This window comes from Micromonospora sp. NPDC049900 (assembly GCF_044461025.1).
Classification (GTDB): Bacteria; Actinomycetota; Actinomycetes; order Mycobacteriales; family Micromonosporaceae; genus Micromonospora.
The window spans coordinates 772559-796180 of the sequence record NZ_JBITKM010000001.1 but is presented as its reverse complement, the minus strand read 5'-3'; the positions used below and the strand labels follow the sequence as shown (position 1 = coordinate 796180).

General features: G+C 71.9%; 21 protein-coding genes. 13 read left to right on the top strand and 8 right to left on the bottom strand.

Annotation, left to right across the window (positions count from 1 at the left end; all coding sequences use genetic code 11):
* Positions 1-100 precede the first annotated feature (100 nt).
* Positions 101-694 carry a hypothetical protein gene (locus tag ACIBMZ_RS03725; RefSeq protein ID WP_396690682.1) on the top strand — a complete coding sequence of 198 codons (594 nt, stop codon included), beginning with the start codon at positions 101-103 and terminating at the stop codon, positions 692-694.
* 88 nt (positions 695-782) lie between these two features.
* Here the strand turns inward: ACIBMZ_RS03725 and ACIBMZ_RS03720 are convergent, their stop codons facing one another.
* The gene (locus ACIBMZ_RS03720; RefSeq protein WP_396690680.1) at positions 783-1745 is read right to left on the bottom strand and encodes a DNA polymerase domain-containing protein; all 963 of its coding nucleotides are present in this window, start codon (positions 1743-1745) and stop codon (positions 783-785) included.
* Positions 1746-2010: 265 nt separating this feature from the next.
* On the opposite strand from ACIBMZ_RS03720, the gene ACIBMZ_RS03715 reads away from it, so the two are divergent.
* Positions 2011-2559: a TetR/AcrR family transcriptional regulator gene (locus ACIBMZ_RS03715; protein ID WP_396690678.1), complete on the top strand. Its 549-nt coding sequence runs from the start codon at positions 2011-2013 to the stop codon at positions 2557-2559.
* Positions 2560-2596: 37 nt separating this feature from the next.
* A complete protein-coding gene (locus tag ACIBMZ_RS03710) occupies positions 2597-4831 on the top strand; it encodes an MMPL family transporter (RefSeq protein ID WP_396690676.1) in 2235 nt (744 codons plus the stop codon).
* A 134-nt stretch (positions 4832-4965) separates the two neighbouring features.
* Here ACIBMZ_RS03710 and ACIBMZ_RS03705 read toward each other — a convergent pair whose 3' ends face one another.
* Positions 4966-6222 (bottom strand): erythromycin esterase family protein, encoded by a 1257-nt coding sequence (locus ACIBMZ_RS03705; protein WP_396690675.1) that lies wholly within the window; start codon positions 6220-6222, stop codon positions 4966-4968.
* Positions 6223-6297: 75 nt separating this feature from the next.
* Between ACIBMZ_RS03705 and ACIBMZ_RS03700 the strand changes: the two genes are divergently transcribed.
* Positions 6298-6489 (top strand): DUF2795 domain-containing protein, encoded by a 192-nt coding sequence (locus tag ACIBMZ_RS03700; RefSeq protein ID WP_396690673.1) that lies wholly within the window; start codon positions 6298-6300, stop codon positions 6487-6489.
* 24 nt (positions 6490-6513) lie between these two features.
* Here the strand turns inward: ACIBMZ_RS03700 and ACIBMZ_RS03695 are convergent, their stop codons facing one another.
* Positions 6514-7416 (bottom strand): Gfo/Idh/MocA family protein, encoded by a 903-nt coding sequence (locus ACIBMZ_RS03695; protein WP_396690671.1) that lies wholly within the window; start codon positions 7414-7416, stop codon positions 6514-6516.
* A gap of 151 nt (positions 7417-7567) precedes the next feature.
* Between ACIBMZ_RS03695 and ACIBMZ_RS03690 the strand changes: the two genes are divergently transcribed.
* Both ACIBMZ_RS03690 and ACIBMZ_RS03685 read left to right on the top strand, forming a co-directional pair.
* The gene (locus ACIBMZ_RS03690) at positions 7568-7963 is read left to right on the top strand and encodes a hypothetical protein (RefSeq protein WP_396690669.1); all 396 of its coding nucleotides are present in this window, start codon (positions 7568-7570) and stop codon (positions 7961-7963) included.
* Positions 7956-8399: a hypothetical protein gene (locus tag ACIBMZ_RS03685; protein ID WP_396690667.1), complete on the top strand. Its 444-nt coding sequence runs from the start codon at positions 7956-7958 to the stop codon at positions 8397-8399. The genes ACIBMZ_RS03690 and ACIBMZ_RS03685 overlap by 8 nt, the downstream gene beginning before the upstream one ends.
* A gap of 115 nt (positions 8400-8514) precedes the next feature.
* On the opposite strand, the gene fabG is transcribed toward ACIBMZ_RS03685, so the two are convergent.
* Both fabG and ACIBMZ_RS03675 read right to left on the bottom strand, forming a co-directional pair.
* The gene (gene fabG, locus ACIBMZ_RS03680) at positions 8515-9273 is read right to left on the bottom strand and encodes a 3-oxoacyl-ACP reductase FabG (RefSeq protein ID WP_396690665.1); all 759 of its coding nucleotides are present in this window, start codon (positions 9271-9273) and stop codon (positions 8515-8517) included.
* 116 nt (positions 9274-9389) lie between these two features.
* Entirely contained in the window at positions 9390-11042 is a 1653-nt protein-coding gene (locus tag ACIBMZ_RS03675; RefSeq protein WP_396690663.1) for an alpha-amylase family protein, read from the bottom strand.
* 92 nt (positions 11043-11134) lie between these two features.
* Here ACIBMZ_RS03675 and ACIBMZ_RS03670 point away from each other — a divergent pair, with 92 nt between their 5' ends.
* Positions 11135-11725 (top strand): DUF1349 domain-containing protein, encoded by a 591-nt coding sequence (locus ACIBMZ_RS03670; protein WP_396690661.1) that lies wholly within the window; start codon positions 11135-11137, stop codon positions 11723-11725.
* 57 nt (positions 11726-11782) lie between these two features.
* On the top strand, positions 11783-12448 hold the full coding sequence (locus ACIBMZ_RS03665; protein WP_396690659.1) for a DedA family protein: 666 nt from the start codon (positions 11783-11785) through the stop codon (positions 12446-12448).
* A 280-nt stretch (positions 12449-12728) separates the two neighbouring features.
* On the opposite strand, the gene ACIBMZ_RS03660 is transcribed toward ACIBMZ_RS03665, so the two are convergent.
* Positions 12729-14147 (bottom strand): chitinase, encoded by a 1419-nt coding sequence (locus tag ACIBMZ_RS03660; RefSeq protein WP_396690657.1) that lies wholly within the window; start codon positions 14145-14147, stop codon positions 12729-12731.
* Between the two features lie 186 nt (positions 14148-14333).
* On the bottom strand, positions 14334-15752 hold the full coding sequence (locus ACIBMZ_RS03655) for a carbohydrate-binding protein (protein WP_396690655.1): 1419 nt from the start codon (positions 15750-15752) through the stop codon (positions 14334-14336).
* 302 nt (positions 15753-16054) lie between these two features.
* On the opposite strand from ACIBMZ_RS03655, the gene ACIBMZ_RS03650 reads away from it, so the two are divergent.
* The 5 genes from ACIBMZ_RS03650 to ACIBMZ_RS03630 all read left to right on the top strand — a co-directional run bounded on the left by ACIBMZ_RS03650 (position 16055) and on the right by ACIBMZ_RS03630 (position 22715).
* Complete coding sequence (locus ACIBMZ_RS03650; RefSeq protein WP_396690654.1) at positions 16055-17209, top strand: glutamate--cysteine ligase; 1155 nt, start codon at positions 16055-16057, stop codon at positions 17207-17209.
* A gap of 13 nt (positions 17210-17222) precedes the next feature.
* On the top strand, positions 17223-18596 hold the full coding sequence (locus tag ACIBMZ_RS03645) for an FAD-dependent oxidoreductase (RefSeq protein WP_396690652.1): 1374 nt from the start codon (positions 17223-17225) through the stop codon (positions 18594-18596).
* 87 nt (positions 18597-18683) lie between these two features.
* A complete protein-coding gene (locus ACIBMZ_RS03640) occupies positions 18684-20105 on the top strand; it encodes a WGR domain-containing protein (RefSeq protein WP_396690650.1) in 1422 nt (473 codons plus the stop codon).
* Positions 20106-20113: 8 nt separating this feature from the next.
* Positions 20114-20974 carry an aminoglycoside phosphotransferase family protein gene (locus ACIBMZ_RS03635; protein WP_396690648.1) on the top strand — a complete coding sequence of 287 codons (861 nt, stop codon included), beginning with the start codon at positions 20114-20116 and terminating at the stop codon, positions 20972-20974.
* A gap of 136 nt (positions 20975-21110) precedes the next feature.
* Positions 21111-22715: a ricin-type beta-trefoil lectin domain protein gene (locus ACIBMZ_RS03630; protein WP_396690646.1), complete on the top strand. Its 1605-nt coding sequence runs from the start codon at positions 21111-21113 to the stop codon at positions 22713-22715.
* Between the two features lie 72 nt (positions 22716-22787).
* Here the strand turns inward: ACIBMZ_RS03630 and ACIBMZ_RS03625 are convergent, their stop codons facing one another.
* Complete coding sequence (locus tag ACIBMZ_RS03625; protein ID WP_396690644.1) at positions 22788-23612, bottom strand: Fpg/Nei family DNA glycosylase; 825 nt, start codon at positions 23610-23612, stop codon at positions 22788-22790.
* Positions 23613-23622: the final 10 nt, after the last annotated feature.

The window sequence follows — 23622 nt, the reverse complement described above, 5'->3', positions numbered from 1 at the left end:
CGGGACCTTGGTCCTGCCCGGCTCAGGTGTTCCGGCCCAGGTGCCGGACCACCGGCGCGCGGGATGGTGGTCTCGTAGGAAGCTGACAGCGGAGGCGACGATGACCATCCACCACGGCACTCACCGATCGATCGAACGGCCGCTTGAGCACGCGGAGATGCCCGGCGCCATGCTGACCACCACCGCCGCGCGGGCGCTGGCCGTACTGCGGGTCGCCACCGGCCTGGTCTTCCTCTGGGCCTTCCTCGACAAGACCTTCGGCCTCGGGTACGCCACCCCGGCCGAGCGGGCCTGGATCAACGGCGGCTCCCCCACCCGGGGCTTCCTCGCCAACGTGGAGGTGGGCCCGTTGCGGTCGATCGCCCACACCATCGCCGGCACCTGGTGGGCCGACGTGCTGTTCATGGTCGGCCTGGCCGCCATCGGCGTCGCCCTCGTGGCCGGCGTCGGGCTGCGGATCGCCGCCGCCTCGGGCACGGTAATGATGGCGCTGATGTGGCTGGCCGAGTTCCCGCTCGCCCGGTTCACCGCCGGAGGCGACCCGACCGGCTCGACCAACCCGCTCGTCGACTACCACCTGATCTACGCCGTGGCGCTGATCGCCCTCGCCGCCGCGTACGCCGGACACACCTGGGGTCTGGGTCGGATCTGGGCCCGCCTGCCCTTCGTGCAGCGGCACCGCTGGATGATCTGACGCCCCGACGCGACGCCGGGCCGGACCGCCATCACGGTCCGGCCCGGCGTCGTGTCGGCACCTACCAGACCGCAGCGCGGCCCCGCCCTCAACCGCCCTCGGCGCGGCGGGCGCGGGCCCGGCGACGCCCCTCGTGCATGGCCTGCACCCGGGGGACGGGGATGGTCCGGCCCTCCTCCACCAGGTCGGCCGGAAGCCGCTGCGGCGGCGGCATCTCCGCGGCCCACGGATCCCGGTCCGCGAGCAGACCGGGCACCGTGCGGATGGTGAAGTCGGCCGGGGCCACCGACTCCAGGTCGGCCCAGGGCACCGGGAACGAGACCGGCACGCCGGGCCGCAGCCGGGGGCTGTAGACGGAGACGACGGTCGCGCCGCCGGACCGGGTGGGGTCCACGAATACCTTGCCTGCCCGGTCCTCCCGGATGAAGGCGGTGGTGGCCAGCGCCGGATCGAGGCGTTCCGCGCGGGCCGCGAGCGCCCGGGTGGCGGCGGCCAACTCCTCGGCGTCCGGACCGGCCGCGATCGGCACGAAGACGTGTACGCCCTTGGCACCGCTGGTCTTCACCGCACCGGCCAGCCCGGCGTCGGCGAGGGCCTGGCGGACCAGCAGCGCGGCGGCCACCCCGGCACCGAAGCCGCCGTCGGAGGGCGGATCGAGGTCGAGCACCAGGTGCGTGGGACGGCTCAGGTCGTCAGCTACCGCCAGCGTCGGGTGGTACTCCACCGCGCGCTGGTTGGCGAACCAGAGCAGGGTACGGCGGTCGTCGCAGAGCGCGTACGCGATCTCCCGGTGGGACGCCTCGGCCCAGACCGGCACCCGGCGTACCCAGTCCGGGGTGTAGCGGGGCAGGTTCTTCTGCATGAACGGCGGTTGGCCGGGGCGTACCCGGACCACTGACAGCGGCCGTCCGCGCAGGTGCGGGACGAGTCGGTCGGCGACCGCGTCCAGGTAGTCGACCAGGTCCCGCTTGATCGCGCCGGATCCGTCGAAGAGCGCCTGATCGAGGTTGGTCAGCGCCACGCCGTCCCGGGTCTCGTCCGCCCGACTCATCCGCTCACCATCGCCCCGTAGCGGCACACGGTCAACCGAACCACGCCGATCCGCCCACGCTCTCAGCTCGACAGGGCACGCTGGAACGTGGCCGGAGTCACGCCGATCCGCCCGCCGTGACGCGGCTTCCGGCTCCGCCACCGGCAGGTGACGCTCGGCACGGCGCAGGGCCCGATAGCCGATCAGTCCCGGCTGGTTGTGGCGAAGACCACTGATCTGACCGATCGGTCAGCCTCTGACCGATCGGTCAGGCATGCTGGCTGGCATGGCCCGCCCGACCCAGCAGACCCACGACGAGATCCTGGCCGCCGCCACGCGGCGGTTCGCCGCCACCGGCTACCGGGGCACCTCGTTGCAGGACATCGCGCGGGAGGTCGGCTGCTCCAAGGCGGCAGTGCTCTACCACTTCGCCAACAAGGAGGCGATCCTCACCGAGCTGATGGCGCCCGCGATCGAGGTGTTGCAGGCGCTGGACGACCGGATCACCGCGCAGGACGACCCCGCCCGCGCCCAGCAGGTCGCCACCGAGGGCTTCGTCGACCTGGCGGTCCGGTTCCGCAGCGAGATCGCCCTGCTCCGCGGCGAGTTCCCGGAACTGCTGCAACAACCCGACTTCGCGCACATCCACGAGATCTCCGAGCGGCTCATCGCCGCCCTGGCCGGACGGTCGTCCCGGGACTCGGCCCGGATCTGCGCACTGGTGCTGCTCGCCGGCATCGCGGAGACCTGCGGACAGTTCGCCGAGGTGTCCGACGAGGACCTACGGGCCGCCCTGCTCGCGCTGCTGCGACGGGCGTTGGAGCCCGTGCACTGACCCGTTCCACCATTCACTGACCGAGGGAAAGGACCTCATGGCGACCCTGCTCTACCGGCTTGGCCGGGGTTCGATGCGCCGACGGCGGCTCGTGGCCGCGATCTGGCTCGTCGTACTCGTCGGGCTCGGCCTGGCCGCAGCGACCCTGCGCGGCCCGACGGCCAGCAACTTCACCATGCCCGGGACCGAGTCGCAGCGCGCTCTCGACCTGCTCGCCGAGCAGTTCCCGGCGGCGTCCGGCGCGACCGGCACGATCGCCGTCAAGGCGCCCGGAGAGGGACAGCTCGGCACACCCGAAGGCCAGGCGGTGGTCCAGTCGATCACCCAGGAGGCCGCGGCGGTCCCCGGCGTCCTCGCCGCCGTCGACCCGTTCCAGGTCGGCGCCGTGTCGCCGGACGGCCGGTACGCCCTGATCCAGGTGCAGTTCGGCGACGGCTCCGACGCGATCACCGACGAGCAGCGCGAGGCGTACGAGGAGATCGGCACCCAGGCCGAAGCCCAGGGCTGGCAGGTCGCCCCCGGCGGTGAGGTGCTCAACGCCGAGCCCGAGGTGGGCTCGACCGAGGCGATCGGTGTCGCGGTCGCCCTGGCCGTCCTGGTGATCACGTTCGGTTCGCTGGTGGCGGCCGGGATGACCATGCTCAACGCGCTGATCGGTGTGGGCGTCGGCATGGCCGGCCTCTTCACGCTCAGCAGCGTGGTGGAGCTGACCAGCACCGCGCCGATCCTCGCGCTGATGCTCGGCCTCGCCGTCGGCATCGACTACTCGCTGTTCATCACCTCCCGCTACCGGCAGAACCTCGTCGAGGGGCTACCCGCCGACGAGGCGATCGGTCGAGCGGTCGGCACCGCCGGATCCGCCGTGGTCTTCGCCGGAGCCACCGTGGTCATCGCCCTCGCCGGGCTGTCGGTGGTGAACATCCCGTTCCTGACCGTGATGGGTCTGGCCGCGGCCGGCACGGTGACCGTGGCGGTGCTGGTGGCGATCACCCTGCAACCGGCCCTGCTCGGGTTCGCCGGTCGCCGGGTGCTGCCCCGCAAGCTGCGGACCACCGCACCGCAGGCCGCCGACGGCGACCAGCGCCCGTCGGAGGCGACCGAGGACGGCGTCGGCCCCGACGCGGCCACCGTCACCGGCGAGGACCGGTCGACGTTCGGGTTCCGCTGGGCGGCGTTCCTCACCCGCTTCCGGATCCCGGTGATCCTGGCCGGCGTGATCGGGCTCGGCCTGCTCGCGCTGCCCGCCCCGGACATGCGCCTCGCCCTGCCCGACGCCGGCACCGCACCGGCGGGCTCGGCTCCCCGGGTCGCCAACGACCTGATCACCGAGGGCTTCGGGCCGGGCTTCACCGGCCGACTCGCGGTGGTCGTGGCCGGTGACGACGCGCAGGCCACCGCCGCCGCCGTGCCGCAGGTGGCCAACCTGGTGCAGAACACCGAGAACGTGCTGGCCGTGGCTCCGCCGCAGCTCAGCCCGGACGGCCGAACCGCGCTGCTCGGCGTGATCCCGCAGACCGGCCCGACCGACCCGGCCACCGAGACGATGGTGCACGACATCCGTACGGCGGTCGACGGCGTCCAGGGCGCCGACGTGCTGCTGACCGGCGTGACCGCGATCGGCATCGACATCTCGGACAAGCTCTCCGACGCCATGCCGGTCTACCTGGGCCTGGTGGTCGGCCTGTCGATCCTGCTGCTGATGCTGGTGTTCCGGTCGGTGCTGGTGCCGGTCAAGGCGGCACTGGGCTTCCTGCTCACCGTGGCGGCCACCTTCGGTCTCACCGTCGCGGTGTTCCAGCAGGGGCACCTGGCGGACCTGGTCGGCCTGGACACCCCGAGCCCGCTGATCAGCTTCCTGCCGATCCTGCTGATCGGCATCCTGTTCGGCCTGGCCATGGACTACGAGGTCTTCCTGGTCTCCCGGATGCGGGAGGACTTCGTCCACGGTGACACCGCGCAGCAGGCCACCATCAACGGGATGGGGCACGGTGCCCGGGTGGTCACCGCCGCCGCGCTGATCATGACGGCGGTCTTCGGCGGCTTCGTCTTCCTCGACGACCCGGTCATCAAGTCGATGGGCTTCGCGCTGGCGATCGGTGTGGCCATCGACGCCTTCGTGGTCCGGATGACCATCGTCCCGGCGGTCATGTCGCTGCTCGGCAAGGTGGCCTGGTGGCTGCCGCGCTGGCTGGACCGGCTGCTGCCCAACGTCGACATCGAGGGCGAGAAGCTGCGCGCCGAACTCGACGGCAAGGTGCACGTCCGCACCTGACGGATTGCGTGAAAGGAAGGGTCCCCTGCTAACGCCTCATGCATAGCAGGGGACCCTTCCTAACATCCAGCGCCCCGCCCACAGCGAGCGCACACCGCAGCGCAGCGCAGCGCGCACGCAGCGCGCGCGCGTGTTCAGACGCCGGCCGGGTAGGTTTCCATCTCGCCCGGTGTGACCAGCGCGGGCAGCGGATGCAGGGCGGTGGTCTCGTCGCACCAGACGAAGGCGTCGTACCGGTCCCCGAGCCGGGTCGGCACGTAGTTGCCCCACGACTCGAACGACGGGTCGTACACCACGCCGATCGCCCGGTGGTCGAGCGTGTCGGTGACCCAGCCCGGCTGGTCCGGGCCACCGAAGACCAGCACCGCCCGGTCCGGCATCAGCTCGTGCAGGCGGCGTTCCAACGAGCCGGGGCGAGCCGGCGGCACCAGCATCGCCTCCGCCGGGGAGCCCCAGCGCGGGGCCGCCGTCACCGTGCCGCGATAGCTGCCGAAGCCGATCAGGACCACCCCGTCCGGTCCGTACCGTTCCCGGGCCACCTGGCCGATGTTGAGCATCCCGTCGGTGGCCATGTCGGTGGCCCGCGCGTCACCGATGTGCGTGTTGTGCGCCCAGACGACGCCCCGGGCGCCCGGCCCGTAGCGGTCCAGCAGCCGGTCCAGGGTGTCGGCCATGTGGCCGTCCCGGATGTTCCACGAACCCGGCCCACCGGCCACCATCTCCCGGTAGTACCGCTCCGCGCCGGCCACCACCTCCGCGTTCTGCCAGGCCGAGAAGGCGCCCGGCCCGTCCGTGGCGGCGTGTTCCCGGGTACGCGCCAGCAGCCGTACCACCTCCTCCTCGCAGCGGGCGGAGACGAAACGGCTCGCCAGGCCGTACTCCTCGATTCGCTTGCCGTACGGCTCGAAGCACCGGTACGCGTCCTGGGCCGCCTCCAGCGACGCCGGATCCTCCTCGCCGACGTAGTCGAAGATCGCCTGCATCGACTCCCAGAGGCTGTACACGTCCAGACCGTGGAAACCGGCCCGGGACGCCTCGGGACGCTCCAGGTTCCAGGCCCGCAGCCAGCGGCAGAACCGGGCCACCTCGGCGTTGGACCACATCCACGTGGGCCAGCGCTCGAAGCGTTCCAGCGCGGTCTGCGGCTCGGTGGCACCACCCGGCGCAGCGGTCACCGAACGGTTCACCCGGTCGCAGTCCGGCCAGTCGCCCTCCACCGCGACGAAACTGAACCCGCACTCGGCGATCAACCGCCGGGTGAGCTGTTCCCGGATGCGGTAGTAGTCGTGGGTACCGTGCGTCGCCTCGCCGATCATCACCACCCGGACGTCCCGGACTCGCTCCAGCAACGGGTCGAGGTCGCTCGGCGCGCCGAGCCGCTGTACCAGCATGCCTGCGGCTACCCGGCACCCCCGGCAGCAAACCCGGGGGTGTGCCGGGCACCTCGGGCGGGTAGGTCGAAGGACATGACCGACAGCGGCGCCTTCCTGCCGGAGCAGATCGCGGGGCTGGACTTTCCCGTCTCCCGCGAGGACCTGATCCGCTGGTGCCAGGAGAACGGCGCCAGCACCGAGCAGTTGGAGGCGGTCCGGGCGCTGCCGGTGGAACATTTCGGCTCCCCGGCCGAACTCGGCGAGGCGCTGCGCGCGGCGACCTGACTCGACGTCAGCGCCGGAGGCGGGTCAGGCGGGGAGGTCGACGGTGGCGGCGCGGCTCCGGGCGGTCTCGGCGGCGGCCAGCACGGCGACCACCTCGCGGCCGAAGCGGACGTCGCACCGGTGGTCCCGGGTACCGCCGTCCACCTCGGCCAGCAGTTGGTCGACGGCCACGCCGAAGGCGGTCGCCGAGGAACCGCTCGGGTTCGGCAGCCGCTCGACGCCGCTCTCGCCGTAGAGGGTGAACTCCGCCGCCACCGCCTCGGGCGGGGCGTCCAGCGTCAGCGACACCGTGCTGGTGGCTCCACCGTCGTGGGTGAGCAGCAGGTGCACCAGGTCACCGGGCCCGTCCACGGCCGTCACCCGACTCACCCGACCCAGCACCGGCAGCAGGACGGCCAGCGCGTGCGGGCCGATGTCCCAGAGCGCGCCGCGCTCGCGCCGCCAGGGCGACTGGGCGTACGGGCTGCTGGGCTGGAAGATCGAGGCGTACCGGACCACACTGGCGGTGTGCCAGCCACCGGCCGCCGCGACGGCGGTGATGAAGCCGGCGACCTCCGGTTGGTACCGGCCGGTGAAGAAGACCACCGAGGCCACCCCGGAGGCGGCGGCGGCCTCGACCACCCGGTCGGCGTCGGCGACGGTCAACGCCAGCGGCTTGTCCAGCAGTAGGTGACGGCCGGCGGTGGCGGCCCGGGTGGCGATGTCGGCCTGTACGTCCGGGGGCAGCGCCACCGCCACCGCCTCACACGCCTCGATCAACGCCTCGACCTCGGTGAAGGCCGGTACGTCGTACCGGGTGGCCAGCGCGGCGGCGCGATCCCGGTTGCGTCCCCAGACGCCGACCAGTTCCGCCCTCGGGTGCGCGTCGAGCGCCGCCGCGTGCGTCTGCGCCGCCCAGTGGCCGGTGCCGAACAACCCGAACCGCATGACCGGTACCTCCGCCGTCTCGCCTGGCTGCGGCCGACCCGCAGCGTGGTCCACGCTAGTCTCCCGGCCGCTCCGGCCTGCCGCCCCGCCGTCTGTACTACGGGGGTTAGTAGAGTGGGCCGGTGATCGGAACGAGCACCGGACGGACCCGGTGACCGCCGCGCCCGTCGCCGGGTCCCCGGTCGACGGCGTCCCGGCGACCGTCGCCATCGTGCTGTCGCTGCTGGTCGCCGCGTGGGCGCTGGTGGCCACGCTGCGCCACCGCGAGCCGGACCGGGTACAGATGATCGGTCTGGCCGTACTGGAGTTGGCGCTGCTCGCGTTGGCGGTGCTGGCCGGGATGGCCCTCGCCGGTGGCGAGCAGCCCGGCGAGCCGGGGGCGTTCTTCGGCTACCTGGTGACGCTGGTCTGCCTGCCGCCGCTGGCCGCGGTGCTGGCCCGGATGGAGCCGACCCGTTGGGGCTCGGCGATCGTCTGCGCGGTCTGCCTGGTGACGCCGGTGGTCGTGGTGCGGCTCCAGCAGACCTGGGAGGTGCTCGGTGGCTGAGACGCGGACCGCCGGGGCGAGCCGGACCAACGCCGGTCCCGGCCGCCTGTTGATCGCGGTGTACCTGCTGTTCGCGATCGCCGCCACCAGTCGCGCCAGCCTTCAGATCATCACCCGCTTCGACGAGGCACCGCTGGCCTACCTGCTCTCGGCGCTGGCCGCGGTGGTCTACATCGTGGCGGCGGTGGGGCTGGCCCGGGCCGGGCACGCGGGCCGCCGGGTCGCCCTGGCCTGCTGCCTCGTCGAGCTGGTCGGCGTGGTCGGGGTGGGCGCGTTCAGTCTGGGCCGCCCCGACCTGTTCCCGGACGAGACGGTGTGGTCCGGCTTCGGCAGCGGGTACGGCTACATCCCGCTGGTGCTGCCCGTCCTCGGCCTGGCCTGGCTCTGGTCCACCCGCCCCCGGACGGCTGCGGCGCAGGGAAGGGCTCAGGTGTAAGGAAGGGCTTGGGTGTAAGGAAGGGTCCCCTGCTAACGCCTGGTGTATAGGAAGGGCCCCTTCCTTACACCTGGGCGGTGCGCAGGAAGGGGCCCGGACGGTCCCTGGACCCGGGTCAGTCGCGCGGACCGCCCGCGACGTAGATCACCTGGCCGGAGACGAAGGACGCCCCCTCGCTGGCCAGGAACGAGATGGTGTGCGCCACGTCCTCCGGTCGCCCGACCCGGCGTACCGGGATCTCCCCCTCGGCGTGCTTCTGCATCGCCTCGAAGTCGATCTTCATCCGGGCGGCGGTGGCGGCGGTCATGTCGGTGACGATGAAGCCGGGCGCCACCGCGTTGACGGTCACCCCGAACGGCCCCAGCTCGATGGCGAGGGTCTTGGTGAACCCCTGCATCCCGGCCTTCGCCGCGGCGTAGTTGGCCTGCCCCCGGTTACCGAGCGCGGACGTGCTGGAGAGGTTGACGATCCGACCCCACTTGGCCTCGACCATGTGCTTCTGCGCGGCCTGGCTGACCAGGAACGCCCCCCGCAGGTGTACGCCCATGACCGTGTCCCAGTCGGCGTCGGTCATCTTGAACAGCAGGTTGTCCCGCAGCACTCCGGCGTTGTTGACCAGCACGGTCGGTGCGCCGAGTTCGGTGGCGACCCGCTCCACGGCGGCCTCCACCTGCGCCCGGTCCGACACGTCCGCGCCGACGCCGAGCGCCCGGCCACCGGCCGACGTGATCGCGTCCACCGTCTCGGCGGTCGCCGACTCCTCGATGTCGACCACCGCGACGGCCAGCCCGTCGGCGGCCAACCGCCTGGCGGTGGCCGCGCCGATCCCCCGCGCCGCCCCGGTCACGATCGCGACCCGCTGACCCTCCGACATGCCTACCTCCCGGTAACCTCGCTCGACGGCAGGAGCCTAACCCACCTTCCGCCCACCTCCGGCCCGCCGGAGTCCCCGGCCGACCTGCGACGGCCGGGGACGTGCGTGCGCGGAAGCTAGACGGACCAGGTTCGACAGAGCCGGATCCACCGGTACCCGTACCCGGCGATCTTGAGCTTGTCCAGCTTGCCCACGTCGTCGTAGTTGCGGTCGGCGAGCACGTCGATCGGCAGTTCCGCCTCCGACTCCAGCAGGCTGAGGTCGACCTCGGCGTCGTCGGTGCCCAGGTTGTGCAGGAAGACCATCGTGCCGGTCGGTCCGTCGGCCCGGTGCGCCAACACCCCCGCAGGCATCGGTACGTCGATGTGGGTGGTCGAGCCGAAGCCGATCTCCGGAGCCTCGCGCAGGGTACGGATCATCCGCTCGAACCAGCCGAGCAACGAGTTGCGGTCCCGCCGTTGCAGGGTGACGTTGACCTTCTCGTACCCGAAGTCACCCTTGTCGATGACCGGGCGCACCAGCTTCTCCGGCTCCGCCCGGGAGAAGCCGGCATTTCGCTCGTAGGACCACTGCATGGGGGTACGGATCGCCTCCCGCCCCGGCAGCGCCAGGTCCTCCCCCATGCCGATCTCCTCGCCGTACCGCAGCACCGGCGTGCCGCGCAGCGAGAACTGGAGCGAGTACGCCAGCTCGATGCGCCGCCGGTCGTTGCCCAGCATCGGTGCCAGCCGGCGACGGATGCCCCGGTCGTAGATCCGCATGTTCTCGTCCGGGCCGAACTGCGCGTACACCTGGTTGCGTTGTTCGGCGGTCAGCCGGGACAGGTCGATCTCGTCGTGGTTGCGTAGGAAGGTGGCCCACTGGCCGCCCTCGGGCAGGGCCGGGGTGTCGCGCAGCGCCTCGATCACCGGCTCCGGGTCCTGCCTCGCCAGGGCCAGCATCAGCCGCCCGTTCAGCATGAAGTCGAAGAGCATGTGCACCCGGTTCGCCGAACCGCCGCGGTCACCGAAGAACGCGGGCAGTTGGTCCGGCTCGACGTTCGCCTCGGCCAGCAGGACCGCGTCGCCCCGCCGCCACTGCACGTGCTGGCGCAGCTCGGTGAGGAACTCGAAGTCCAGCTCCGGGTTCGGGTCGCCGGGCTCGGTGCGCTCGATGATGAACGGCACCGCGTCCATCCGGAACCCGGCCACCCCGAGTTGGAGCCAGAACGACATGATCTTCTTGATCTCGTCGCGTACCTGGGGGTTCCTGGTGTTGAGGTCCGGCTGGAACTTGTAGAAGCGGTGGTAGTACCAGGACTTGGCGGTCCGGTCGTAGGTCCAGGTCTCGTGCTGCTCGCCGGGGAACACCATGCCCTGGTGCCGGTCCGCGGGCTCCTCGTCGGACCAGAGATACCAGTCGCGGTACGGCGAGTCCGGCGACGACCGGGCGGAGACGAACCACGGATGCTGGTCCGAGGTGTGGTTGACCACCAGGTCGATGATCACCCGGATGCCCCGGTTGCCGGCCTGGTGCAGCAGCTCGGCGAAGTCGCCGAGGGTGCCGAAGCGCGGGTCGACGTTGTAGAAGTCGGTCACGTCGTACCCGTCGTCACCGTTGGGCGACGGGTGGATGGGGTGCAACCAGAGGCAGGTCACGCCCAGCCGGGCCAGGTAGTCCAGCCGGCCGATCAGACCCCGGATGTCACCGACCCCGTCGGCGTCGGAGTCCGCGTACGTGTCGATGTCGAGGCAGTACACGACCGCCTCCGAGTACCACCTGTCAGACATGCCCGGGAACCTTCTCCGTACCACCCGTCCGGCAAACCCGCCCACGTCGCGGCGAGGCCCCAGCGGGGGCGAGCGCTCGGTACCGTGCGGTCATGCGGAACATCGAGTGGTCCAGCGGGGTCTGGCACGGGCAGCCGGCACGTACGGCCGTGGAGCCGGCCGGCGTCCTGAGCATCGCACCGGCAGCGGGCAGCGACCTGTGGCGGCACACCAGCTACGGGTTCGTGCACGACGACGCTCCGGCGCTGCTCACGCCCTTCCCGGTGGGCAGCGCGATGGAGGTGGACTTCGCGCTCGACTACACCGAACAGTTCGACCAGGCCGGCGTACTCGTGTGGGTCGACGACCGCACCTGGGTCAAAGCCGGAGTGGAGGTCAGCGACGGCCACCCGCAGGTCGGTGCCGTGGTCACCCGGGACTTCTCCGACTGGTCGGTCGCCCCGGTGCCCGAGTGGGTGGGCCAGGAGGTGACGGTACGCGTCAGCCGCACCGGCGACGCGCTGACCGTGCGCGCCCGGGTGGCCGGCGAGCAGTGGCGGCTGGTCCGGCTCGCGCCGCTCGCGCCCGACGCCGACGCCTCCGCCGGACCGTACTGCTGCTCCCCCAGCCGGGACGGTCTGACCGTCCGGTTCACCGACTGGCGGCTCGGCCCGGCCGACGCCGCCCTGCACCCCGAGGAGTAACAGTGGCTTCGGGCGGGTAGGAGCCATCCTTTACGCCGATCCTCGCGGAGGCACCGGATGGCAGTCGCCCAGGACGTCGACCCGAGCCAGCTCGGCGGGCTGACCGGCTGGGTGGCCAGCGTGATCGAGGCGGGCGGCGCGGTGGGCGTGGCGCTGCTGGTCGCCCTGGAGAGCATCATCCCGCCGATCCCCAGCGAGATCGTGCTGGCGATGGCCGGATACCTGGCCGGCGAGGGCCGCTTCAACGTGTTCGTGGTGACCGTCGCGGCCACCGCCGGCTCGCTGCTCGGCGCGCTGGTGCTCTACTGGCTCGGTGCCGCGCTGGGCGAGGAGCGGCTCAAGCGCTGGCTCGACCGGCTACCCCTGGTCGACCTGGAGGATCTGGAGAAGGCCGACCGCTGGTTCGAGCGGTACGGCCGGTGGGCGGTCTTCTTCGGCCGGATGGCACCGGTGGTCCGCAGCCTGGTGTCGATACCGGCCGGTGCCAACCGGATGCCGCTGGTCGAGTTCGTCACGCTGACCACGCTGGGCAGTGGCATCTGGAACGGGCTGTTCATCGGGCTCGGGTACGTGCTCGGCTCGCAGTGGCACGAGATCGACCGCTACAGCTCCTGGTTCGACTACGGCATCATCGCCGTCTTCATCCTCATGATCGCCTCCTGGGCGATCAAGAAGAAGCGCCGCCGCTCCCGTCCCCGCCCCCACACCCCCGCCTCCCGCTGACCCCGCCCCTCCCCGCCCCCCCCGCTTGTCCATCCCCCGCCCCGCCCCGCCCCGCTCGGCCTGCTCGGCCCGCCCGGCCCGCCCGGCCTGCTCGGCCTGCTCGGCCTGCTCGGCCTGCTCGGCCCGGCGATCATGGAGTTGTGGCGCTCGCTTTGACCATTTATGCAGCATTTGTCGAGACCACAACTCCATGATCGACGCAGACGGGCGGACGCGGGCAGGCGGACAGGGCGGGGCGGGGCGGGCGGGGCGGGCGGGGCGGGGGCGGGGGGTCAGGGGGTCAGGGGAGGGTGCGGAGGTGGGGGGCGACGGTGCGGGCGAAGGAGTTGTTGTGGGTGACGTCCCAGTTGATCGACCAGGTCATCGCGCCACGCAGGCCCGGGTAGGTACGCGGCGGACGGAAGCTGCCGCAGTTGGTGCCCCGGGTCAGACAGTCCATCGCGGCGTTGACCACGCTGGGCGCGACGATGCCGCCACCGGCCGCCCCGGCACCGGCCGGCAGGCCGAGCCCTACCTGGTCGGGCCGTAGTCCCGCCTCCAACTGGATGCAGGCCAGCGCGACGATGAAGTTGACCGTGCCCTGGGCGTACGCGGCGTTGTTGTCGCAGCCGAGCATCGCCCCGGAGTTGTAGAACTGGGTGTTCACCACGGTCAGGATGTCCTTGATGTCCAGCGCCAGTTTGAAGTAGCTGGTGGTGGGGTTCTGCATGTCGATGGTCTGCGGTGCCATCGCGATGATCAGTCGACTGCCCACCTTCGCCCGCAGGGAGCGCAGCGCCTGCGCCATGTAGGTCGGGTTGAGGCCGTTCTCCAGGTCGACGTCGACGCCGTCGAAGCCGTAGCGCTGGATCAACGCGTACACACTGTCGGCGAAGGCCACCGCGGACGCCGCGTCGTTCACCGCGACCCGGCCGGTCTCGCCGCCAACCGAGATGATCACCTTCTTGCCCCGGCTCTGGAGGGTGCGCACGTCGGCGGAGAAGTCGGCGTCGGTGTAGCCGCCGAGCGAGGCGGACAGGCCCGGGTCGATGGCGAAGGAGACCGCGCCAGGCGTGGTGGTGGCGTCGGCGAAGGCGACCGCGACCAGGTCGTACTCGGTGGGCACGTCCCGCAGCCGCAGCTCGACGGCCGGGTTGTCGAAGTTGTGCCAGTACCCGGTGAGGATGTGCTTCGGCAGGCCGGTGACCGGCGGCGGGCTGGTCGGCGGCGGGGTCGTCGGAGGTGGTGTGGTGGGCGGTGGTGTGGTGGGCGGCGGCGTCGTCGGGGGCGGGGTGGTCGGCGGCGGCGTGGTCGGGGTGGTGCCGCCGGCGCAGGCCACGCCGTTGAGCCGACAGTTCGCGGGTACGCCGGAACCGTTGCCGAGGAAGCCGAAGGAGACCGACGCGCCGGGGGCGATGGTGCCGTTCCAGGAGCGGTTGGTGAACGTGTGGCGCTGGCCGCTGGAGGTCAGCAGCGCGTCCCAGTAGCTGCCGAGCGTGGTGCCGCTGGGCAGGTCGAAGGCGAGGCTCCAGCCGTTGACCGTGCTGCTGCTCCCGTTGGTGATGGTGTACTTCGCCTCCCAACCGGTGCCCCAGTCGGACGTCTTGACGAAGCTGGCGGTGACTCCGGCGGCGTACGCGGCGGGCGCCAGCCAGACCGCGCCGAGCGCGGCGGCCAGTGCGCCGACCACTGTGAGCACCAGGGTTCTGGACCGTTTCATGTGAGCCTCCAGACCGGACGGAAATCCATGGGCATCGACCTGGCGCTCATTATTAAGACTGTTAACTATTTCTGTCCAGACCTGACCGGCACGGATGCGCACCTCCCCGACCCGGACGTAAGGAGGGGTCCCCTGCTATGCACGAGGCGTTAGCAGGGGACCCCTCCTTACATCGGCAGCGCGCGCTCAGCGACGGAACTGGAACCAGTTGACGTTGACGAAGTCGTTCGGCTGGCCGCTGCTGAACGTCAGGTAGACGGTCTGCCGGCCGGTCACCGAGGTGACGTTGCCGGGCACCGAGCGCCAGCTCTGCCACCCGCCGGTGTTGGCGATGGCGAAACTGCCGATCGGCGTACTCGTCGGGCTGCCGATCCGCACCTCGACCAGGCCGCTCACCCCGGCCGCCGCGCCGGAGGCGACCCGGGCCACGAAGTCGCGCGGCGGGGTGGAGCCGAAGTCGACGTTGTCGAAGCGGACCCAGTCACCGTTGCGCAGCGCGGCGATGTTCTGCCCACCCTCGGAGCACGCCTCGACGAGCACGCCGTTCTGCGCGTTGAACGACTCGGCCTGGATGGTGCCGTACGCGTCCCGCACCCCGGTCGGCGGCGGAGTGGTCGGCGGCGTGGTGGTGGGCGGGGTGCTGCCGCCCCGGCTGTAGACGGCCACGTAGTCGACGAGCATCGGACGCCCCGGCACGGTGGCCGAGGTCGGCGTGGTGCTGCCGGCCACCCCGTTCGGGAAGGCCCCGCCCATGGCGACGTTGAGCAGCAGGAAGTAGCCCGCGTGGCTGGTCATCTGCGACCAGTACGGCTCGCCGACCCGGGACTGGCTGACGCTGTGGTAGAGCTGCCCGTCGACGTACCAACGCAGTTGTTGGGGGCTGGTCGAGGCGTCCCACTCGAAGCGGTAGGTGTGGAAGGCCGACTGGCAGGTGCTGCCGGGGCAGGCGCGGGAGCCGCCGATGCCGTTGAACTCGTCGCACGGGCCGCCGGGCGCCACGCCGCAGTGCAGCACGCCCCAGACCGTGTTGAGCCCGTTGACGTTCTCCATCACGTCGAACTCGCCGATGCCGGGCCAGTTCTGGTAGTTGCCCCGGTAGGGCGAACCGAGCGCCCAGAACGCGGGCCAGTATCCGGAGGCGGCGGCGCCGGTGACGTTCGGCATCTGGATGCGGCCCTCGATGGCCAGGATGCCGCCGCTCGGGGCCTTGAAGTTGCTGCGTACCGTCTCGATCCGGGCCGAGGTCCAGCGGCCGGAACTGTCGCGCAGCGGGGTGATCCGCAGGTTGCCGGCGCCGTCGTGGCTGACGTTCGCGGTGCTGTTGGTGTACGTCTGGATCTCGCCGGTGCCCCAGTTGGGCGGCCCGCCCGGGTAGCTGGTGCCGGTGTCGATGATCCAGTTGCTGGACGACGGGAGGGTGCCGGCGGAGCCGGTGAAGTCGTCACTCCACACCAGGCTCCATCCGGACGGGGGCGTCGGCACGGCGGCGTCGGCGGTTGCGGCGAGCCCGGCGACGCCGGTGACGGTGGCGGTGATCAGGGCCAGCGCGAGCCGCAGCCGGCGTCGCGCGGGCAGGGCGGCGGGTGCCGCCGGGGCAGGTGTCATGGGACATCCCTCTCTGCGGGACGGGGTGTGAGAGCGCTCTCTCAGGAGTTGTACGTCCCACCTGGACAGTTGTCAATGTCGATCGACCGCACGGCGCACCGCCCGCGTGTCGCGCCGGGCCGACCGGAAGTTAGGAGGGGTCCCCTGCTCTACGCGAGGCGTTATCAGGGGGCCCTTCCTTTCACCCAAGCCCGGCTGTGCATCGACGCTGTACCCGAGCAGGGCGTGTTTCCCCGAGCCACCACGGGGGGTAATTGCCGGCCGACGGCGCGGACGGACCGCCCCGGCAGAGGCGGACGGTGATGGTGATGGTCAGGCAGGTGGCGACGGCGCCGACCCGGAAGGTCGAGGAGACCGACCTGCTCACGGTGGGAGTCGAGGAGGAGTTCCTGCTGGTCGACCCGGACGGCGGCGCTGCGGTGCCGGCCGTCGAGGCGGTCATGGAACAGGTCCCGGCGGAACTGCACGGTCAGGTGGAACGCGAGTTCCAGACCAGCCAGATCGAGATCGGCAGTCCACCAGGGTTGGAGCTCGCCTCGATCCGGCACTCGCTCGCCCTGCTGCGCGCCTCGCTCGCCGAGGCCGCCGAGCGGGCCGGCGCCCACCTGCTCGCCATCGGCACCGGGCCGATCGACGGGCCGGTGCCGCCGGTGGTCGACAAGCCCCGCTTCGACCGGATGATCGAGCGCTACCGGCTGCTGGTGCCGGGGCCGGGCAACAACGGCATGCACGTGCACGTCGGGGTGCCGGACCCGGACACCGGGGTGCAGGTGCTCAACCACGTCCGGCCGTGGCTGCCGATCCTGCACGCGGTCACCACGAACTCCCCGTTCTCCCGGGGCGAGGACACCGGGTACGCGAGCTGGCGCTCGATCGAGTGGGAACGCTGGCCGTCGGTGGCGCCCACCCCGTTCCTGACCTCCCACCACCACTACCGACGGCTGATCGACCAGCTGATCGGCAGCGGGGTGATGCTCGACGAGGGGATGCTCTACTGGTACGCCCGACTGTCGGCCAAGTATCCGACGGTCGAGCTGCGCATCGGCGACGTCTGCCCGACGGTGGACGACGCGGTCCTGGTCGCCGGCCTGGTCCGCGCGCTGGTGGCGACCGCGCTGGACGACATCGCCGCCGGACGGCCGCCGCTGCCCGCCGACCACCACCTGCTGGTCGGCGCGCACTGGCGGGCCGCGCACGACGGTCTGGAGGGCGAGGCGGTGGACCTGGCCACCGGTGAGCTGCGCCCGGCGTGGGACGTGCTCAACCAGCTCGTCGGGCGGCTCGGCCCGGCGTTGGACCGGCACGGTGACCTCGCCGAGGTGACCGAGCTGCTGGACCGGCTGCGGGAGCACGGCACCGGCGCGGCGCGGCAGCGTGCGGTGTTCGCGCGGACCGGTCGGCTGGAGGATGTGGTGGCGGACGTGGCGCGACAGACCCGGGGCGAGATCCCGGCGTGACAGGAGGTTGGCCGTGGCGGAACGGTTGATCGTCGTCGGCGGGGACGCCGCCGGCATGGCGGCTGCCGCCCAGGCGCGGCGCCGCCGTGGCCGGGACGACCTGGAGATCGTCGCGTTCGAGCGTGGGCACTACACCTCGTACTCGGCGTGCGGCATCCCGTACTGGATCAGCGGGCTGGTCGGCGACGCGCAGCAGCTCGTGGCCCGGGACCCGGCGACCCACCGGGAGAAGTACGACATCGACGTCCGGCTCCGGCACGAGGTCACCGAGATCGACCTGGACCGCCGCGAGGTGGTCGCCCGCGATCTGGAGGGCGGCGGCGAGGTCCGGGAGGGCTTCGACACGCTGATGTACGCCACCGGCGCGGTGCCGACCAAGCCGGACTGGGCGCGTACCGACGCACTCGGGGTCTTCGGGGTGCAGACGCTCGACGACGGGGCGGCCCTGCGCAGGTGGCTGGAGTCGGATCCGAGGCCGCAGCGCGCGGTGGTGGTCGGCGGCGGCTACATCGGGGTGGAGATGGCCGAGGCGCTGGTCCGGCGCGGGCTGTCGGTGACGCTGGTGGAGCGGGACGAGCAGCCGATGTCGACCGTGGACCCGGACATGGCCACGCTGGTCACCGAGGCGATGCGGGGTCTGGGTGTGGACATCCGCACCGGCGTCAGCGTCGAGGCGCTCGGCGTCCGCGACGGCCGGGTCAGCGAGGTGGTCACCGACGACGGCGCGATCCCGACCGACGTGGTGGTGCTCGGCCTGGGCGTACGCCCCAACACCGCGCTCGCCGAGGCGGCCGGGATGCCGCTCGGGCCGACCGGCGGGATCCGGGTGGACCGGCGGATGCGGGTGGCCGAGGTGCCCGGGGTGTGGGCCGCCGGGGACTGTGTGGAGACCCTGCACCGGGTCAGTGGCATGCCGGTGCACGTGCCGCTCGGCACGCACGCGAACAAGCAGGGTCGGGTGGCCGGCATCAACATCGGCGGCGGGTACGCCACCTTCGCCGGGGTGATAGGCACGGCCGTGGCGAAGGTCTGCGACCTGGAGGTGGGGCGGACCGGGCTGCGGGAGCGCGACGCGCTGGCGGCCGGCTTCGAGTTCGTCTCGGTGATCGCCGAGTCGACCAACCGCGCCGGCTACTACCCGGGCGCCCGCCCGATGACGGTCAAGCTGATCGCCGAACGCCCCAGCGGGCGGTTGCTCGGCGCCCAGATCGTCGGCTGGACCGAGGCGGCGAAGCGGATCGACACGTTGGCCGTGGCGCTGTGGAACCGGATGACGGTGGACGACATGACCGCGCTCGATCTCGGCTACGCCCCGCCGTACGCCCCGGTCTGGGACCCGGTGCTGGTCGCCGCCCGCAAGGCGGTCGACGCGCTCGACCCGCGCTGAGGTCTGCTCGGATCCCTGTCGGTGGCGCGGGTTAGCGTGTGCGCGCCGCCCCAGACAGGGGCGGTGCCGACCCCTCGGAGGACCCGCATGTCGCAGGAGACGACCTACCTCGAACTGTCCGAGACGGACGGTGCAGCCCACAAGTTCTACGAGGTGGTGGTCGACGACGCCACGCTGACCGTGCGTTACGGCCGGATCGGCGACCAGGGTCAGGTCAAGACCTCCGGCTACCCGGACAACGCGCGGGCGCGGGCCGCCGCCGCCAAGAAGATCGGCGAGAAGGTCCGCAAGGGGTACGCCCCGGCGGTGCCGGGCGTCCGGCAGAAGCGTTCGGTGTCGCGTCGGCAGATCGTCAGCACCCGCTCGACCGCCCGCACCGCGCCGGTGCTGTGGCGGTACGACTCCGGCGCTCCCGCGTTCGGCATCTTCATCGACGGGCGCACCTGCACGGTCGGCAACGAGCGTGGCGTCATCACCACTCTCGACCACGACGCCCGGGTGCTGGACCAGGTCCGGCTGCCCGACGGGGTGAAGTCCATCGTCGCCGACGACGCCTGGATCTATGCCGGCTGCGACGACGGCAACGTCTACGACCTCTCCGGCAAGATCCCCCGGGTGGCGTACACGATCGCGCCCGACATCGACATCTACTGGCTGGACATCCACGACGGTGTGCTCGGTGTCTCCGACGCCAACGGCGGGATCGCCGCCGTCGACCACGAGGACGAGTTCCTCTGGCGGCGGGGCGGGCGCGGGCGGTCGGCCTGGATGGTGCGCTGCGACAGCGACGCCGTCTACCACGGCGACTCGACCGGGGTGAGCGGCTACGACTGGCGTACCGGGCAGGAGCTGTGGCACACCCGCACCGGCTCGGTGCTGTTCGGCTGGCAGGAGCGCGACGCGGTGTTCGCCGGCACCGCGACCCGCGAGGTGGTCCGCATCGGCAAGGACGGCCGGTACGCCCGCACCTACCGCGCCGACGCGCCGGTCTTCTCCTGCGCCACCGCCTCCGACGGCCGGTACGTCTTCGCCGGTGACAGCCAGTCCTCGATCTACTGCTTCGCCGAGGACGGCACCCGCTTGTGGAAGCTCGGCACCGGCTGCGGCTCGGCGTACTCGATGCAGTACCACGACCAGCGCCTCTACGTGGTGACCACCAGCGGCCACCTGGCCTGCATCGACGCCAGTGAGCCGGCGATCCGGGCGGCCGAGGCGGGCAGCGTGCCGGACGTGGTCGACGTGAAGGCTCCGGCCCGGCTACCCGAGCCGGCCGCGGTCACCCAGGTCGAGGTGGTCGGCGACTCCGGCGACGGGGTGATCGTCGAGTGCGTCGAGCAGGGCGGCCGGTTGCGGGTGCACGTGCTCTCCGACGGCTACCACCGGAACTGGTCGGTCCAGTTCCCCAAGGGCATCCGCCAGCCGGGCGCCCGCTACCTGGTCACCGAGGTCCGCGAGTCCGGTCGGGGCGGCTTCTACCGCGCCTACGGCGACATCCGCCGCCTGCGGTGACGGGTGCGGTGCGGATCCCCGACGAGTTGACCTGGTTGCGCGCCATGCCGGGTGGCGCGCAGTGGTTGGCCGGGCTGCCGGAGTTGCTGGACACCTGTGCCCGGCACTGGTCGCTGCGGGTCGGGCCGCCCTTCGGGTCCGGCACGACCTCGTTGGTGGTGCCGGCCGATCGGGTCGACGGCACCCGCGCGGTGCTGAAGGTGCAGTTCCCCGACTCGGAGAGCGAGCACGAGGCGGCTGCGCTGCACCACTGGGACGGCGACGGCGCGGCCCGGCTGCTCGCCCACGACCCCGACCGTCGGGCACTGCTGATCGAGCGCTGCGACCCCGGTACGCCGTTGCGCGTCCTCCCGCTGGACGACGCGTTGGACGCGGTGGTGACGCTGCTCCCCCGCCTCTGGCGGCCCGCTGACGGGCCGTTCCTGTCGTTGGCCGAGGCGGTGCGGGGCTGGACGGTCCGGTTGCCTGCGGCCTGGGAACGGGCCGGTAGGCCGTACGAGCGGCGGTTCGTGGACCTCGCCCTCGACCTGCTCACCGGGCTGGCCGCCGGCCAGGGCGAGCAGGTGCTGGTCAACCAGGATCTGCACGCGTCCAATGTGCTGCGGTCCACCCGCGAGCCGTGGCTGGCGATCGACCCGAAGCCGCTCGTCGGCGAGCGGGAGTTCTCGGTGGTGCCGATGGTGCGCGGCCCCGAGCTGGGCCACTCCCGCGCGGCGGTGCGCCGCCGACTCGACCGGCTCAGCGCCGAGCTGGGCCTGGACCGGAGCCGGGTACGCGACTGGACGATCGGCCACACGATGGCGTGGAGCATCGCCGGGGACACGGTCTTCGCCGAGCACATCGAGATCGTCCGCTGGCTCCTCGACTAGAGTTCGGCCGTCCACGCGCGGCCACACCGACACCGGGCCGTGCTCCGTACCCGAAATTTGTCGGCGAGGTCGTGAACGTGGCGAGATCCGGATCCGTCGCCACAGGTGTCGCCACGCCGAAAGGGATGGCCTACCTGTGACACGCGACCTCATCCTCAAGAAGCTCAAGCTGGAGCGAATGCCACGCCGGTTCGTGGCGTTCGTCCTGGCCGCGCTGGCAGTCCTCGCCGCCGCCACCGCCGTCGGCCTCAACGTCGCCTCGGCCCGGGACGACGTGCTGGTCGGCGACGCGGTCACCGACAAGCAGATGACCGTGCTCATCGCCGCCGCCGGGTCCTGTCCGACGCTGACTCCGGCGAGGCTCGCCGGACAGTTGATGGCCGAATCGGGCCTGGACGACCGGGCGGCGCGGACCGTCTCCGGCGGTCAGGGCATCGCCGGCCTCGAAGACGACAAGTGGCAGGCGTGGAAGCCGTGGCCGGACGCCCGACGCTCCGACATGTCGGCGAACATCCTGGCGCTCGCCCACCAGATGTGCGACCTCACCGGCCATCTCCGGCTGGCGGGTGCCGCCGGTGACCAGTGGCGTCTCGCGGTGGCCGCCTTCCACGTGGGGCTGAACTCGGTCGCCCAGGTGCGCGGGGTGCCCGACACGGCCACGACCTACGTCGACCGGGTCAGCGCCTACGCCGGGTACTACAGCAAGCTGCGGCAGTTCGGTGGGCCCGGTGAGGCTGACCGGACGGCACCGGCCGCCGAGGCGAAGGGGGTTCCCGCCGAGTACGTGCAGCACATCGTCCGGGCGGGTTCGCTCTGCCAGGAGGTGACGCCACCACTGGTCGCCGCCCACATCATGGCGCAGTCCGGGTTCGACGCGAACCGGCTCGGTTCGGCCGGTCAACGCGGCGTCGCGCAGTTCCGGCCGGACATGTGGCAGGCGTACGGGCCGAAGGGTCGTTCGGTCTGGGAGCCGGAGGTCGCCGTCCCCACCATGGGCTACGCCCTGTGCAGCCTGGTCCGCGAGTTGTCCGGCCTGAAGGGGGACCCGCTCCAGTTGGCGCTCGCCGCGTACCGCAACGGCACCACGGCGGTACGGCAGAACGGTGGCACCATCGACCGGCAGACCGAGACGTTCCTGCGGTCGGTGAAGACCTTCACCGACGTCTACGCGCTCGACAGCCGGCTGACGGCGAACCTGCCGACCAGCCCCTCCCCCTCACCCACCCCGTCGCCGTCCGGGTCCCCGAGCCCGAGTCCGGACGCCAGCCCCTCCGGCAGCCCGAGCCCGAGCAGCCCCAGTACTGCGGGGGCGAACGCGGGCGCACCGCCACCACCACCGGCCCCCGACCCGAAGCCGACGCGCCCGGCCGACGCGGTGCAGATCCTCAACGTGCACACCAAGCGCTGCGTCAGTGCCGGCAGCGGGGGTGACGGTATGCAGCTCAAGCTGCGCACCTGCACCGAGGATCCGGCGCAGTGGTGGACCTTCCGCAGCGACGGCACCATCCGGGCCCGTGGTCTGTGCATGGACATCGCCTGGGGTGGTTCCGAGGACAACACGGTGGTGCAGGCGGCCACCTGTAGCGGCAACCCCGCCCAGCACTGGCAGATGAACTCCAAGGGCCGCATCGTCAGCAAGCTGAACGGCAAGGTCCTCGACGTCATCCTGGCCGACCCGGACAAGCCGCTCATCATCTTCACCGACAAGGGCTACGCCGACCAGAACTGGCGCAAGCAGTAGTAGCGCCCCGGATCGACGGGCGCGAGCACCGTCGCCGGATGTGAGGAAGGGTCCCCTGCTATACGCGAGGCGTTAGCAGGGGGCCCTTCCTTCGGTCTGGCACGTCGAGCACCAGTAGAGGTTGCGGGCGCCGAGGGTGCCACGGCTGACGGCGGTGCCGCAGACGTGGCAGGGCTGGGCGGCACGGCGATAGACGTACACCTCGCCGCCGTGCCGGTCGACGCGGGCCGGACGGCCCATCGCCTCGGGCAGGTGCACGGCGCGAACGGTGTCGATGCGGCCGACGCCGACGGCGAGCGTCATCAACTCGACCAGATCGGCCCAGATGGCGTCCCAGGCGGGACGGGTCAGTGCGCGGCCGGGCAACCTCGGCGGCAGCCCGGCACGGAACAACACCTCCATCACGAAGATCAGACCGGTGCCGGCCACCACCGACTGGTCCAGCAGCAGCGAGGCCAGCGGCGTCGCGCTGCGTCGGATGCGGTCGTACGCGCGCTCCGGGTCGGCGTCGGCACGCAGCGGATCGGGGCCGAGGCGGGCCCGCAGCGCCGCCACCTCGGGCGGGGTGAGCAGCTCACAGGCGGTCGGCCCGCGCAGGTCGAGCCAGTGCCGGTCGCTGACCAGCCGCAGCCGGATCTGACCCACCGGCTCCGGCGGCTCCCCGTCACCGTCGGTCACCTTGCCGTAGAGGCCGAGGTGTACGTGCAGGGTCCGCTCACCGGCGTAGTGGTGCAGCAGGTGCTTGCCGTACGCCTCGGTGGCCTCCAGCACACTTCCGGAGAGCAGCGCCGCACCCTCGGCGAACCGGCCCTGGGGGCTGGCGGCGAGCACCTTGTCCCCGGCGAACAGCTCGGCGTGCCGGGCCGCCAGGCGATGGATCGTATGTCCCTCTGGCACGACACCAAGC